We start from the raw sequence: 13,410 nt of genomic DNA on the forward strand, positions 1-13,410 counted from the left end.
GCCCTCAGGCGCGTCCGCGCACGGCAGCCATGAACCGCTGCACATCGGGGTCGACCTGGATGTCTCGCGGCCGCAGCGGCCGGGACAGGTAGAGACCCTCGAGCGAGGTCAGCCTGCTCAGCGCGACGTAGGTCTGGCCGGGTGCGAAAGCCCCCGAACCCAGATCGATGATGGCGCGCTCATACGTCTTGCCCTGCGACTTGTGGATCGTCACCGCCCACGCCAGCCGCAGCGGGAACTGCGTGAACTCCGCCACGATCTCACGAGAGATCGACCTCGTCGACGCGTTGTACGCGTAGCGAAATCTCTCCCAGACGGCAGGCTCGACATCCATCTGCTCACCGTCGACCTCGACGCGCACGGCGCCGCCCGCGATGCGTGTCACGGTCCCGATCGTGCCGTTGACCCACCGCGGGGGCTGACCGAAGGTCGAGACGTCGTTGCGCAGGAACATGACCTGCGCGCCGACCTTCAGCTGCAACTCCGCGTCGGCGGGGTAGGCGGCATCCCCCGACCGAAGTCGCCACTGATCTCGGCATGGGCAGTCTGGGTCGCCCCCGACAAGGCGTCAAGGTGCGCGCGGTTGATGCGAGTGACGATGTCGTTGCGCGTTGCCAGCGTGATGATGGGAGGCTCGTCAGCACCGCCGACCGGCGGCGTCCGGGCGCCCGTGTCGTTGAGAACCTGAGCGATATCGGCGGTGACCCGGCCGTGGCGGACAGCGCCCAGCATCCGCCGGAACTCCGGATCGGACTGCCGGTGGATCTCGGCAAGCTCACGGATCTGCAGCGCCGCGCCATACCGACCCAGATCGAGCAGAGACGACCCCTCCGACCCCGGGAGCGCGGCATCCGATCCGGCCCAGACGCGCGCGTCGAAGAACCAGAACGACCGGTAGTGGTCACGGATGTAGCGCTGCTCGTCGCCGTGACGTGGCGGGACGGGCGCCAGTTGGTAGGGATCCCCGAACATGACGATCTGCACGCCCCCAAAGGGCTCGGCGCGCCGCCCGCGGGCTTGCCGCAGGGAACGGTCGATGGCGTCCATGACATCGGCGTTGACCATCGAGATCTCATCGATCACGAGCGTGTCGATGGCGTTGAGCAGCTTGCGGGTGGCCTCCGGGTGTTCAAGATCGGCATCCGCGATCAGACCGATCGGCAACCGCAGGAGCGAATGGATCGTCTGGCCTTCGACGTTGAGAGCTGCCACCCCGGTGGGCGCGCACACGGCGATCTGTTTGCTCGTCCGGTACGAGAGGTGCTGAAGCAGGGTGGACTTGCCCGTTCCGGCGCGTCCGGTCACGAAGACATGATCGCGCGTGTCTTCGATCAGCCGGAACAGCGCCTCTTGCTCTGCGGAGAGTTCGGGCGCCTGCACCGGGCCATGCTACCCAGGCCACGCCGTGGCAGGGCATCCTCACAGCGCGTCGTTTCTAGACTGGTGCCGTGAGCACCGCGGGGGAGAAGGCGTCGGGCAGTGCTGCCAGCGCGCCCACGATGGGCTCGGCACCCCGCGCGTCTCGTCGCGGCCGGCGGGATGCGCGTCGCTCTCTGGCCGGCGACCTCGTCGTCTTGTCGGTGGTCGGCGTGCTGCTGCTCGCGGCATTCATCGCGGCAGGAGCGACGCTCTACACGCAGTTCTACAGCCCGTCGGCGTTCGTCGTCCGCTACGCGAACCTGCTCGCCGACGGCGACGCCACACGTGCGCTCGCCGTGCCGGGAGTCGCCGTCTCCTCGGCAGACCTCGAGGCTGCCGGCCTCCCGGCAAACGCCTCCGAGGACTTCCTGCGCGCCAGTGCCCTGGGCACGCTCAGCGACATCCGCGTCGTGTCCGAAACAAGCACCGGCGACACCGTCGCGGTCACCCTCGCCTACACTGCGGGCGGCCACGAAGCATCCACGACCTTCTCGGTGATGCAGGACGGCATGATCGGGATCTTCCCGCGATGGGAGTTCGCGCAAAGTCCCATCACGGTGATGGATCTCACTGTCAACGGGTCCGCGGAGTTCGCCGTGAACGGCTTCACGGTGGATAAACGTCAAGTCTCCCCCGATGGCGCCGCGGCGGATCTGTCGGCATCGATTCCGCTGCTGGTCTTCTCGCCCGGAATCTACTCCGTCACCGTCGACACCCCCACCGCGACCTCGCCGGGTGTCGCGATGCTCTCTGACGTCCCGTTCACGAGTGTCCCTGTGACGGTCACGGCGACGGCATCCGAGGAGTTCATCACGCTCGTGCAAGACAAAGTGGATGCCTTCCTCGAGGAATGCACGCAGCAGCAGGTGCTGCAGCCGACCGCCTGCCCGTTCGGGTTCGAGCTGACAGACCGCATCGTGACCCTGCCGACGTGGTCGATCGTGCAGGACCCGACGGTTTCGCTCGTCGCCGACGGCGCCGGGTGGCGTATCGCGGAGTCGGCCGCCATGGCGCACATCGAGCTTCGCGTGCGGTCGCTTTTCGACGGAAGCGTGAGCGATGTGAGCGTCGATGTCCCCTTCGTGGTCACGGGGACGATCGACATCCTCCCCGACGGAACGGCGTCGATCCTCCTCGGGTGACGCGGACTCTCGTCAGCGGCCCACGCGCGCGTCACGCTCGGCGAGCTGAGCCAGACGCGCGTTGTACTCGTCGAGTTCGGCATCCGCCGTGCGATCGGCCTGCCGATCCTCGCGGCGCTGGGTGCGCTCGTCGCTGCGGCTCCACTGAATGGCAACCGTGACCGCAAGGATGAGGGTGGGGATCTCTCCGATCGACCAGGCGATGCCCCCGCCGATGTACTGATCCTCGAGCGGCGTCGCCCCCCACGTTCGACCCATTGCGCCGAACCACTCGGCGATCATCAGCCCGCTGTTCATCATGATCGCGACGCCGAAGAACGCGTGCATCGCCATGACACCGATCAGGATGAGCAGTCGGAACGGGTAGGGAAGGCGGTAGGGCACCGGGTCGATGCCGATCAACGACAGCACGAACAGATAGCCCGTGAGCAGGAAGTGGAAGATCATCCACTCGTGCCCGAGGTGGTCGTACAGGCTCCAGCGGAACAGATCGGTGTAGTAGAAGAGCCAGAGCGAGAGCACGAAGTTGGCCGCGGCGAAGAACGGATTGGTGACGACCTTCGCAAACGGCGTGTGGAGGGCCCAGAGGATCCACTCGCGGCCACCGCGCGTGCCGTCATCCCGCTTGCGGATCGTCCGGAGCGCGAGCGTGACCGGAGCGCCCGCCACAAGCAGCAACGGAATCCCCATCGTCAACGCCATGTGCCCGAACATGTGCACGCTGAAGAGGTACTCCTGATAGACGTTGTGCGCGCCGTTGGTGATCCAGGCAAGCGTGGCAAGTCCGGCAAGGAACAGGATGGTGCGGTAGACGGGCCACCGGTCGCCGCGAGCGCGAAGGCGCCAGACACCCGCGAGATAGAAGAACGCGGCGAAGGCACACCCCAGCGCCCACAGCAGGTCGATCTCCCACGCTGACACCCACTGCCACGGCGTGAGCTCGGGAGGCAGCGCTGCGCCCGTGAGAAACTCCGCGGGCGTTCGCAGTTCGGGCAGAGAGGTATCGACCGGGGGAGGCGTGCGGGCAAGCGCCACCGCCGCGCCGCTGGCGATGCCCATGAAGCCGATCTCGGCGAGGATCAGCCACCAGAAGAAGCGGGATGCGCGGATCTCGCGCAGCCGGTCGATGAGCCGGAGCCGGTACCACGCCCCGAGAAGACCCATCGCGACCAGTGCGACGATCTTGACGGCCAGGATGGCGCCATACGGCGAGAGCATCGCCTCCCAGGTCACGACCCCGATCACGCCGCGGACGTACCCGGATGCCGCGACCACGACGAAGGCCACGATCGCCACCGTCGAGTACCGGCGCAACACCGTCGTCATCCGGTCAATCGGCAGCAGGGGGCGGATGACGATCATCAACAGCAGTCCGCCAAGCCACAAGGCAGCGCCCTCGACGTGGAGCACTGTCGCCATCACCGCGGCGTTGTGATTGGCCTCCTCGCCCGAGTGGCCCTGCGTCCCCACCGGGACGAGGGCCGCGATCGCGAGAAGAGCGACGAGGAACGTGGCAGTCCAGGAGCGGACCGCGAAAGTGAGCACGGTCAGAAGCGCGCCGAAGACCGTCGTGAGCAGCCACGCGCTGCCGAGTTCGGTCTCCGTCAGAAACCTGCCGAACTGGGAGCCGAACTCCGGACCGAGCGTCACCTGGGCGTTGAACGCGTCGATGAAGGTGAGGAATCCGGTGACCCCGGCTGCGACGGTGAAGACAGCTGCCGAGACGGATGCCACATCCAGCGCGACATCGAAGGCCTTGTCGCCCGCCTTCAGCGCGAACAGGGCCAGGACGAGCGACCCGAGCAGCCCGGCCGCAGCGAGGTTGAAGATGAGCGTCGCGGCCGGTAGACCCCATCGGACGACAGGCCCGGCATCGGCGATCACCAGCGGCGCCGCGCCTCCGCCGTACGCGAGAGCGGCCACCATCACGACGACGGCGACCGTCACGAGCGTCGCCGGGCCGACCGCCCGCAGCAGGCGGGAATCCATCCCCTCAGCCTACGCGCGCGAAAGGGGAGCATCCGCGGACGGACGCTCCCCTTTCGAGGTGAAGACGATGGGTCTTACTTGGCAGCAGCCTTGAGCTTGGCGCCGGCCGAGACCTTGACGCGCTTGCCCGCGGGGATCTTGATCTCCTCGCCGGTCTGCGGGTTGCGGCCCGTGCGAGCGGAGGTGGCGACCTGCTCGAACGAGACCCAGCCCGGGATCGAGACCTTGCTGCCCTTGGCGACGGCCTCGGCGACAGTGGTGAACAGCGCGTCGACGACGCCCGAAACGGTGGCCTGGCTCTGACCGGTCGCGCTCGCGATGCTCGCGACGAGCTCGGTCTTGGTGATGGACTTTTCAGCCATTGTGGTTGTCCTCCAAGGCGGTGAAGTCCCCGCCCTCGTGCATGGACCGAAAGCTGGTGGCTCTCGGCTGGTCTCTTGCCGACCGCCCTCGAATATACCCACGAACCCCGGAATTCCGCGGATTTCGCGGCCTTCAGCGTCCGTTTCGCGGCGTGTCGCGTCACGGAAGTGACGCGTGTGACTCCCGTGACTGTGTCCGGGATGCCGAGAGCAGGGGACGCGTCAGGCCCGACATCCGTGAGGATGCCGGGCCTGAGGCGTTTGCGGGCTGGCTTACCAGCTCGACAGTGCTTGCTTGCGGGCTGGCTTACCAGCTCGACAGTGCTTGTTCGCGGGCTGGCTTACCAGCTCGACCTTGCTTGTTCGCGGGCTCGTTTACCAGCTCGACTTGGTCACGCCGGGCAGCTCGCCACGGTGTGCCATGTCACGGAAACGCACACGCGAGATGCCGAACTTCGTCAGCACACCGCGGGGGCGACCGTCGATCGCGTCACGGCTGCGCAGACGCACCGGCGACGCGTTGCGGGGGAGCTTCTGCAGGCCGACGCGAGCGGCTTCGCGCTGCTCATCGGTCGCGTTCGGGTCCACGAGCTGCTTCTTGAGTTCGAGACGCTTGGCGGCGTAGCGGTCCACGACCGCCTGGCGCTGGTTGTTGCGCGCGATCTTGCTCTTCTTTGCCATGATCAGCGCTCCTCTCGGAATTCGACGTGCTTGCGGATGACCGGGTCGTACTTCTTGAGCACGATGCGGTCAGGGTTGTTGCGGCGGTTCTTGCGCGTCACGTAGGTGTAGCCCGTGCCGGCGGTCGAACGCAGCTTGATGATCGGACGAACGTCCTGGGACTTCTTCGCCATTAGAGCTTCACACCCTTCGCGATCAGGTCCTTCACGACCGACTCGATGCCGCGCACGTCGATCACCTTGATGCCCTTGGCGGACACGTTCAGGGTGACCTTACGACCGAGCGAGGGTACGTAGTAGGTCTTCTTCTGCACGTTCGGGTCGAAGCGGCGCTTCGTCCGGCGGTGCGAGTGCGAGATGTTGTGACCGAAGCCGGGAACCGCTCCAGTCACCTGGCACACTGCGGCCATAGTGATGTCTCCTTCTGTACCGTGACACCGGACGGTGCCACCCAAGATCCCTTGTCTGCACCCAGCTCTGATCAGACCGTCTCCGGCCGGATGATGAGGGAAGGGCACGAACTACGCGCTGGAGTGCGCGCAGACAAAGAGTCAGTCTAGCACGGCAGGCTTGCGCGCCCCGCTCGCGGCCGCCGCCGCGCCCCGACCCCAGCGGAACGCCGAGACCGTGGGATCACCGCGGATCCAGAAGCGCCAGGGAAAGGCATCCGTACCGGCCAGCCCCGCGACCCCGACCCGCGGTCCCGTCGCCACGTGCTCCAACGGACGCTCGCGCACAAGCAACCGCGCGACCGCACCAGCCTGAACGGCCCCTCCGACCGCGTCGATGCCGTCGTGATCGCGGTGGCGAAGAGCGAGGCTCTGCCCGAGGCGGCCGGGGCCGCGTGCCAGATCCCGGGATGGCCTGGGCTCCCCCGCAGGGAATCGGCGCCGCACAGCTACCTGCTCGCCCTCGACGATCTCCGCGGCCCGCAGCAGGACCCCGCCTGCGACCCCCGCCGGTGCGCAGACGACATTCACACACGAATGGATGCCGTGGCTGAGGTACACGTACAGGTGGCCCGGCTCGCCCCACATCGTCGCGTTGCGGGCGCTGCGACCGGTCCGCGCGTGCGACCCCGGGTCGGGAACCTCGCCGGTGCCAGCACCGTGGTACGCCTCGACCTCGGTGATGCGGGCGACGACGGTCTCACCCTCCGCGGCGACGACAAGGTGCGCACCCAGGAGGGTCGGCGCCACCTCGAGCGGCAGCGCGGCAAGGTCGTTGCGCGTGGCAGGCCGAAGCCCGCCGGTGCCCGTCACCGCCACGACACCGACTGGCGGCACCACGAGATCGAGGACCCAGAGAGCGCCACGAGCTCGTGGGCCTCGGCGTCGGTGTCGCTCGGCAGGGCGACGATATGGGTCTCCACGGTAGCGGGGAGGGGGAGTTGGTACGTGTCGTACGGGTTGGATGCCAGGTCGGGCGCCACGAGCATCGCCGCGTATTGACCGCTCGGCGATACGCACGTCTGCAGGACGGCGTCGGTGTCGGGCGCCGCGAAGACCTCCGTCGACGCTCCGGTGTCATCAACCATGACGACCGATGTCGCACCGGTCGGCAGGCCGCTGCCCGCGATCGGGAACGTGGTGCGCAGCGTTCCGCCGCGCGGCAGGGGCATGACGCTGCCGATCACCGCCGGGTCTGTCCCGACATCCAGCGGTGTCTCCTCACCCGTCAGCAGATCCAGGATGAAGAGCCCATCGATACGCTCGACGATCGCCTGGGCGGTGCCCGGGGCGATCCCATCGATCGCGAGCGCAGACCCGAGGGCCGTCGGCGCCGATCCGTCGGGCGCGGTCAGCAGCAGGGTCCCGTCGAAGGCGACGAGCAGCACGCTGTCGGTGTCGGGCACGAAGGACCACTGCGCGATCCGCTCGTCAGCGCCCGCGACGACGACCTTCGCGGGGTCAGCGGTCGGGGTATCGAGGGATGTCGTGTACAGCGCTGACTCATCGCCCGAGCCCGTCCCGACGGTGGACGAGGTGAACAGGTACCCGATCCGTTCGCCCCGATCGGCTGTCTGCAGGCCCGCGACGTACCCGGTGCCTGGCATGGTCAGGTCGACGGGGTTCTGCCCGTCGAGATCGGTCATGACGAGCGCGCTCTCGCCGTCTTCTTCGATGAGTACGACCAGGTGATTGCGGGTCGCGCGATAGTCCTCGATGTGGGGGTGGGCGAACACCGCGACGGCGGCCTCCCCGGTGAGGTCGGTGCGAAAGATCGTGTCGCCGTCGGCTGTGCCGCGCTGCAGCAGGAAGACCTCGCTGGGCGGCGTTCGGAACGATTCGGTGATCGTGGACGCCGGTCCGCCGGAGACGCCGGTCACCTCATCGATCCTGACGGTGTATTCGGTATCGGCATCCAGGGGGACCGTGAAGCGCACGCCGATGCTGCGACCCGACGTGTCGATGTCGAAGGGGGTCGCGGGGGTCACGGTCACGGACGCGGGGTCCACGTCCGCCAGCGACTGCGAGGTCGTGACGATGAGCCTGGACCCGGATGCCGAGATCGCTGCGGCAGGATCGACCTGCACCGCGGTCACGCGCGGACCCATGAGCACCGTGGCCGCGGCTCCGAGCGCACCGACCAGCCCGAGTGCTGCGGCGACCCCGACAAAGCCCAGGACGAACCCGCGCAGGCGTCTTCTCGTTGCTCGCTGCCGACGCGACGGAGCCGCGCCGTCACGGCGTCGACCGGCGTCAGTACTCATAGGGATCCTCGGGCTCGGGAACCGTCTCGACCGACTCGGCGGCGATGTGCAGGCGCCCGTCGGAGTCCGAGCGCACCGTGCCTGTCACTGTCGCCCACTCACCGTCGGGCGCCGCCGTGCCGCCCCAGGAGATCGGCACTGCCGCCAATTGCGCGTCGATGACGCAGTGGGTGATGACAAACCGCGACAGCAGGAAGCTCGCTCCGGCATCTCCCGTCGAGACGAAGCCGGTGAGGGTGACGGCATCGCCGTCGAAGGATGCCGGGTCTGTCGCCGTCGCGAACACCGTCGCCCACTCGCCGACCCCGAATTCGGCGGTGTCACCCGTGGAGGCGAGGGTGACGACATCACGACCGCCGAAGAGCACCGGCGCGGTCGAGGTGCTCGTCGACGCGAACTGCGGAGACAGGGAGGATGGCGCGAGCGCGAGGGCGACGAGCACGACGGCGCTGGCGAGGACGCCAGCGACGACGGTCCCGGCGAGCGCGACGGGATGCCGGGTGTGCGCGTCACCGTGCGCGGCGCGTCGCGGCGTCGTGGCGCCGTGGTCGGCATCCGGGTGGGGTGTCGATGGTGCGTCGCCGTGGTCGTGACCGTGATCTTGCTCGGCACCCAACGGGAGGGCGAAAGATGCGACGGCGCCGATGACCACGACGAGCGACATCCCGATCGCGAACCATGCCGAGTCGGGATTGATGTAGAGCGAGAGTCGCCCCGTGACGGCGAGTCCGAGGGTGAGCACCGCGAGCACCGCGGCGAGCCCGACACCGAGCCAGCGGGTTCCGAGGGAGCCGATTCTAGGCAAGGAGATTCACCACCGTCCCCATCGCGAAGGCCGACAGCACCACGACCACGACGATTCCGACGAGGGTCCGGGTCGTGAAGGTCGTGCGCAGCAGGGCGAGCATCTTCACGTCCACGAGGGGCCCCACGAGCAGGAACGCGACGATCGAGCCGGGTGTGAAGGTCGACGCGAACGACAGCGCGAAGAACGAGTCGACGTTGGAACAGATCGAGACGACCATCGCCAGCGCGATCATGGCGACGATCGACAGAGCGGGGTTCGATCCGATCGCCAGCAGCAGGTCGCGCGGCACGAGGACTTGGACCGCCCCCGCGATCGCGGAACCGATGATGAGCGCCGGCATGACGGCGCGCAGTTCGACGACCAGCTGCGCGAGACTGCGGCGTCCCTTGCCGCCCGGCTCGTGGGTCACGAGCTCACACGTGTCGCGGAACCGGTCGGTGAGCAGGGCGTCGGGACTCGGATGCCGGCTGTAGAGCCATCCGAGAAGGTTCGCGATGAGAAACCCGCCCACGAGGCGGGCGACCAGGATGCCGTCGCTGAACCCGAAAGCCTGGTGCGTCGTGATGATCACGATGGGGTTCACGATCGGTGCTGCGATCAGGAAGGTCAGGGTCTCGGGCACGGTGAACCCGCGCATCAGCAGGCCGCGCGCGAACGGGACGTTCCCGCACTCGCAGACGGGGATGAACATCCCCAGCAGCGAGAGCACGCCTCGGCGCAGCCACGGCGTGCGTGGCATCCAGCGTTCGAGGACGCCCGGCGGGATCCACACCTGCACCACGATCGACAGCAGCACGCCGAGCACGACGAACGGCAGCGACTCGATGAGGACGCTGATCGAGAGGGTCAGCCCGTCCTGGGCGCGCGTCGACAGCGGCGAGGCGAACAGCGACGGCGCCAGGGCGTCGATCGCCACGAGCAGCGCGATGAAGAGGATGCCGATTCCGACGCCGACAGCCGCGCGGGTGCGCGGGCTCGAGCCCCCGGCACGGAGGCGCACGGTCGGCGGCGCGTCAGCGCGCACGGTTCCCGTCGCCGGCCGCCGCGCGAACGCGTGCCGTGCACGCGGGGCAGAGTCCGAAGATGTCGACGACGTGTTCGGCATCCGTGTAGCCGTGCTGTTCAGCCACCGAGCGGGCCCACTGCTCCACGGGGGTCGCCGCAATCTCCACGGTTGCGCCGCACGAGCGGCAGATCAGGTGGTGGTGGTGTCCCGAACTCTCGCACGCACGGTAGAGGCTCTCACCGTCGGGCCCGTGCAGCGTGTCGGCCGATCCCTCGTCAGCGAGGCTCGCGAGGGCGCGGTAGACCGTCGCCAGGCCGATGCCGGTGTCTTCGTTGCGAAGCACGGCATGAAGCGCCTGAGCGCTGATGAAACCCGGCGCGTCGCCGAGCGCCGTGCGCACGCGCTCGCGTTGCCAGGTATTGCGTTGCGCCATGGCCGGGAGTCTATCGACCCAGCTTCGGCGCGCGCTGGGAGTGGGCGGGGCATCTCACGCCAGGCGCTCCCGGGTCACCCGACCGCGCCGCCCCCCGACGAGGCGGCAGACGAGGTAGATCAGGAACGAGATCGTGGTGATGTACGGGCTCACCGGCAGGGTGCCGGCGATGGCCAGCAGGATGCCGCCGACCGCCGACACGAAGCCGAATCCCGCTGCCAGCAACGGAACGCTCCAGGGCCCGGATGCGATCCGCATGGCAGCCGCCGCGGGGGTCACGAGCAGCGCCATCACCAGGAGCGCCCCGATGATGTGGATCGCGACGGCGACGATGAGTCCCAGAAGCAGCATGAACCCGAGCGAGACGGCGGTGACGGGAACGCCACGGGCTGCCGCGGACTGCGGGTCGAGGGAGTCGAAGCGCAGCGGCCGCCAGATGAAGAGCAGCCCCAGCAACACGACGATGCTGATGGCGATCAACCAGCCCAGCTGCGCGTTCTGCACCGACACGATCTGGCCGGTGAGCAGACTGAAGCGGTTCGCACTGCGGCCGCTGTAGAGCGAGAGGAAGAGGATGCCCAGGCCCAGCCCGAACGGCATCAGCACGCCGATGAACGAGTTGCGGTCCCGGGCTCGCGCGCCCAGCCACCCGATGAGTCCGGCGGCGATGACCGACCCCACGATCGATCCGGTGACGACATCCCAGCCGATGAGCAGGGCGAACGCGGCTCCTGCGAAGGAGAGCTCGCTGATGCCGTGCACCGCGAAGGCCATGTCGCGCTGCATGACGAAGACGCCGACGAGGCCGCCGACGAGGCCGAGGACGGCGCCGGCGATGACCGAGTTGGACACGAGGGCGAGGATCGCCCCGTAATCGGCGATGCCACCGAACATGGCATCGGCGATGTCAGACCAGTTCATGCCCGCACCCCGCCGTTTTCGTCGTCATCGTGATGGTGGTGATGCGCGACTTCGGCATCCGGTGCGCCGACGACCACGAGACGGCCGCCGGCCCGCAGCACGGCGACGGGAGCGCCGTAGAGGTCACTGAGAACGCTCGTCTCGAGAACCTCGTCGGGCTTTCCGAGCGTGAACCGGCCGCCCGCGATGTAGAGAATGCGGTCGACGACGTCCAAGACCGGGTTGATGTCGTGTGTGACGAAGAGCACCCCGGTGCCACGATCCCGGCGGTGCCGGTCGATGAGCGCCACGATCGCCTGCTGGTTGGCAAGATCGAGACTTGTCAGCGGCTCATCGCACAGCAGCAGGTCGGGGTCGTCGGCAATCGCCTGTCCGATGCGCAACCGCTGCTGTTCACCACCCGAGAGCTCGCCCACGGGCCGGTCGGCAAATGCTTCGGCACCGACATCCGCCACCAGCGCATCGATGCGTTCACGATCGCGTCGAGTGGGAAGGCTGAAGCCGAACTTGTGGCCGGTGACGCCGAGGGTCACGAGGTCCCGACCGCGCAGCGCGGTCTCGGGCGGGAGTGGGCGCTGCTGGGGCACGTATCCGATGTGACGGTTCCCCCGCCGCTCGACCCGCCGGCCCCCTGTCTCGATCGTTCCGGCGCTCAGGTGCTCGAGACCGAGGATGGCGCGCAGCAGCGTTGTCTTGCCGGAGCCACTGGGCCCGAGGACGGCGATGAACTCGCCGGGCGCGACATCAAGGTCGAGGCCCGACCACAGTTCCCGCTCGCCACGGCGCAGCGCCGCTCCGCGGATGCGGAGCGGCGGCTGGGCGTGCGGGGTCGCGTCTGGGCTCACGCGCCGAGCGCGTCCGAGAGCTCCGCGATGTTCTGCTGCATCCACGAGATGTAAGTCTGGCCCTCCGGGAGGGTCTCCGTGAACTCCAGCACCGGGATTGACTGCGCGGTCGCGGCATCGATGATCTGCGTGGTCTCAGCGCCACCGGTCTGCGCGTTCACGATGACGACCGAGACAGAACCGTCCTCCACGATGTTGAGCGACTCGAGGAGCGTCGCGGGCGGGACATCCTGTCCCTCCTCGACGGCCTCACTGAACGCTTCGGGGGTGAGGTTCTCCAGCCCAGCGGCCACGATCAGGTAGACCGGAACGGGCTCGGTCACGAACACGCCGGTGCCTGCGTGAGCTGCGGCGATCTCGTCGAGGGATGCTTCCAGCCCGGCGATCTGGTCGATGAAGGCTGCGGCGTTGGTCTCGAACAGCTCGGCGTTGGCGGGGTCGAGCGTGGAGAGCTCGTCGGCGATCGCTTCAGCGAGGTGTTCCATCGTGTGCGGGTCGTACCAGACGTGCTCGTTGAACCCCTCGATGTGAGCGTGGTCGTGACCGTCCTCGTCGGCGTGGTCGTGACCCTCTTCCTCGGCGTGGTCGTGACCCTCTTCTTCTGCGTGGCCGTCCGCCGCGGCATCCTCACTCGGGTAGTCGTGGTTGAAGGTCGCAGCGGTGATCACCGGCGCGGTGGTGCCGCTGGCCTCGATCATCGCGTCCATGAACGCGTCGTAGCCGCCACCGTTTTCGATGATGAGGTCGGCCTCCGACACGATCAGCTGGTCCTGAGCCGTGGGCTCGAACTCATGCGGGTCCTGCGCGGACGAGTCGATGATGGAGGTCACCGTGACGGCGTCGCCGCCGATCTCTTCGGCGATCTGACCGTAGACGTTGGTTGACGCGACGACGTCGATGGTGGCTTCGGCCGGAGCGGATGTCTCCGGTGCCCCGCCCGTGCCGGCGCAGGCCGTGAGGGTGAGGGCGGATGCCGCGCCGAGCGCGAGCAGAGTGGAAAGTCGTCGGGTTGTCATGTCGACAATGATAACCGCGGTGAGAATCATTATCAAAATGCGAGCGGACCTCGCTCACCCGCCGGCGCGGGACGGC

The 13,410-nt window shown here is 68.0% G+C and carries 14 protein-coding genes and 1 pseudogene; 1 reads left to right on the top strand and 14 read right to left on the bottom strand.

Annotation, left to right across the window (positions count from 1 at the left end; all coding sequences use genetic code 11):
- Positions 1–4: 4 nt before the first annotated feature.
- Positions 5–1,380: pseudogene (locus tag IT882_RS15235) on the bottom strand (ATP-dependent DNA helicase).
- Between the two features lie 68 nt (positions 1,381–1,448).
- On the opposite strand from IT882_RS15235, the gene IT882_RS15240 reads away from it, so the two are divergent.
- Positions 1,449–2,561, top strand: a complete 1,113-nt coding sequence (locus tag IT882_RS15240; protein ID WP_229382183.1) for a hypothetical protein — start codon at positions 1,449–1,451, stop codon at positions 2,559–2,561.
- A gap of 12 nt (positions 2,562–2,573) precedes the next feature.
- Here the strand turns inward: IT882_RS15240 and IT882_RS15245 are convergent, their stop codons facing one another.
- From IT882_RS15245 to IT882_RS15305, 13 genes are all read right to left on the bottom strand, one after another.
- Complete coding sequence (locus IT882_RS15245) at positions 2,574–4,550, bottom strand: bifunctional copper resistance protein CopD/cytochrome c oxidase assembly protein (RefSeq protein WP_195692544.1); 1,977 nt, start codon at positions 4,548–4,550, stop codon at positions 2,574–2,576.
- A 74-nt stretch (positions 4,551–4,624) separates the two neighbouring features.
- On the bottom strand, positions 4,625–4,912 hold the full coding sequence (locus tag IT882_RS15250) for an HU family DNA-binding protein (protein WP_195692545.1): 288 nt from the start codon (positions 4,910–4,912) through the stop codon (positions 4,625–4,627).
- A gap of 375 nt (positions 4,913–5,287) precedes the next feature.
- Positions 5,288–5,593 (bottom strand): 30S ribosomal protein S14, encoded by a 306-nt coding sequence (rpsN, locus tag IT882_RS15255; protein WP_195692546.1) that lies wholly within the window; start codon positions 5,591–5,593, stop codon positions 5,288–5,290.
- 2 nt (positions 5,594–5,595) lie between these two features.
- Positions 5,596–5,766 carry a 50S ribosomal protein L33 gene (rpmG, locus tag IT882_RS15260; RefSeq protein ID WP_195692547.1) on the bottom strand — a complete coding sequence of 57 codons (171 nt, stop codon included), beginning with the start codon at positions 5,764–5,766 and terminating at the stop codon, positions 5,596–5,598.
- Positions 5,766–6,002 carry a 50S ribosomal protein L28 gene (gene rpmB / locus IT882_RS15265; protein ID WP_195692548.1) on the bottom strand — a complete coding sequence of 79 codons (237 nt, stop codon included), beginning with the start codon at positions 6,000–6,002 and terminating at the stop codon, positions 5,766–5,768. Before rpmB ends, rpmG begins: the two co-directional genes overlap by 1 nt.
- Before the next feature lie 141 nt (positions 6,003–6,143).
- A complete protein-coding gene (locus IT882_RS15270) occupies positions 6,144–6,881 on the bottom strand; it encodes a DNA-3-methyladenine glycosylase (RefSeq protein ID WP_418887759.1) in 738 nt (245 codons plus the stop codon).
- Entirely contained in the window at positions 6,851–8,305 is a 1,455-nt protein-coding gene (locus tag IT882_RS15275) for a hypothetical protein (RefSeq protein WP_195692549.1), read from the bottom strand. The genes IT882_RS15270 and IT882_RS15275 overlap by 31 nt, the downstream gene beginning before the upstream one ends.
- A complete protein-coding gene (locus IT882_RS15280; protein ID WP_195692550.1) occupies positions 8,295–9,110 on the bottom strand; it encodes a TIGR03943 family putative permease subunit in 816 nt (271 codons plus the stop codon). The genes IT882_RS15275 and IT882_RS15280 overlap by 11 nt, the downstream gene beginning before the upstream one ends.
- The gene (locus IT882_RS15285; RefSeq protein ID WP_418887760.1) at positions 9,103–10,137 is read right to left on the bottom strand and encodes a permease; all 1,035 of its coding nucleotides are present in this window, start codon (positions 10,135–10,137) and stop codon (positions 9,103–9,105) included. The genes IT882_RS15280 and IT882_RS15285 overlap by 8 nt, the downstream gene beginning before the upstream one ends.
- The gene (locus tag IT882_RS15290; RefSeq protein ID WP_195692552.1) at positions 10,127–10,552 is read right to left on the bottom strand and encodes a Fur family transcriptional regulator; all 426 of its coding nucleotides are present in this window, start codon (positions 10,550–10,552) and stop codon (positions 10,127–10,129) included. The genes IT882_RS15285 and IT882_RS15290 overlap by 11 nt, the downstream gene beginning before the upstream one ends.
- A 54-nt stretch (positions 10,553–10,606) precedes the next feature.
- A complete protein-coding gene (locus IT882_RS15295) occupies positions 10,607–11,473 on the bottom strand; it encodes a metal ABC transporter permease (protein ID WP_195692553.1) in 867 nt (288 codons plus the stop codon).
- On the bottom strand, positions 11,470–12,318 hold the full coding sequence (locus IT882_RS15300) for a metal ABC transporter ATP-binding protein (RefSeq protein ID WP_195692554.1): 849 nt from the start codon (positions 12,316–12,318) through the stop codon (positions 11,470–11,472). Before IT882_RS15300 ends, IT882_RS15295 begins: the two co-directional genes overlap by 4 nt.
- Positions 12,315–13,334 (bottom strand): metal ABC transporter solute-binding protein, Zn/Mn family, encoded by a 1,020-nt coding sequence (locus IT882_RS15305; RefSeq protein ID WP_195692555.1) that lies wholly within the window; start codon positions 13,332–13,334, stop codon positions 12,315–12,317. Before IT882_RS15305 ends, IT882_RS15300 begins: the two co-directional genes overlap by 4 nt.
- Positions 13,335–13,410: the final 76 nt, after the last annotated feature.

The sequence above is a fragment of the Microbacterium schleiferi genome, assembly GCF_015565955.1.
In the GTDB taxonomy this organism is placed as follows: Bacteria; Actinomycetota; Actinomycetes; order Actinomycetales; family Microbacteriaceae; genus Microbacterium; species Microbacterium schleiferi_A.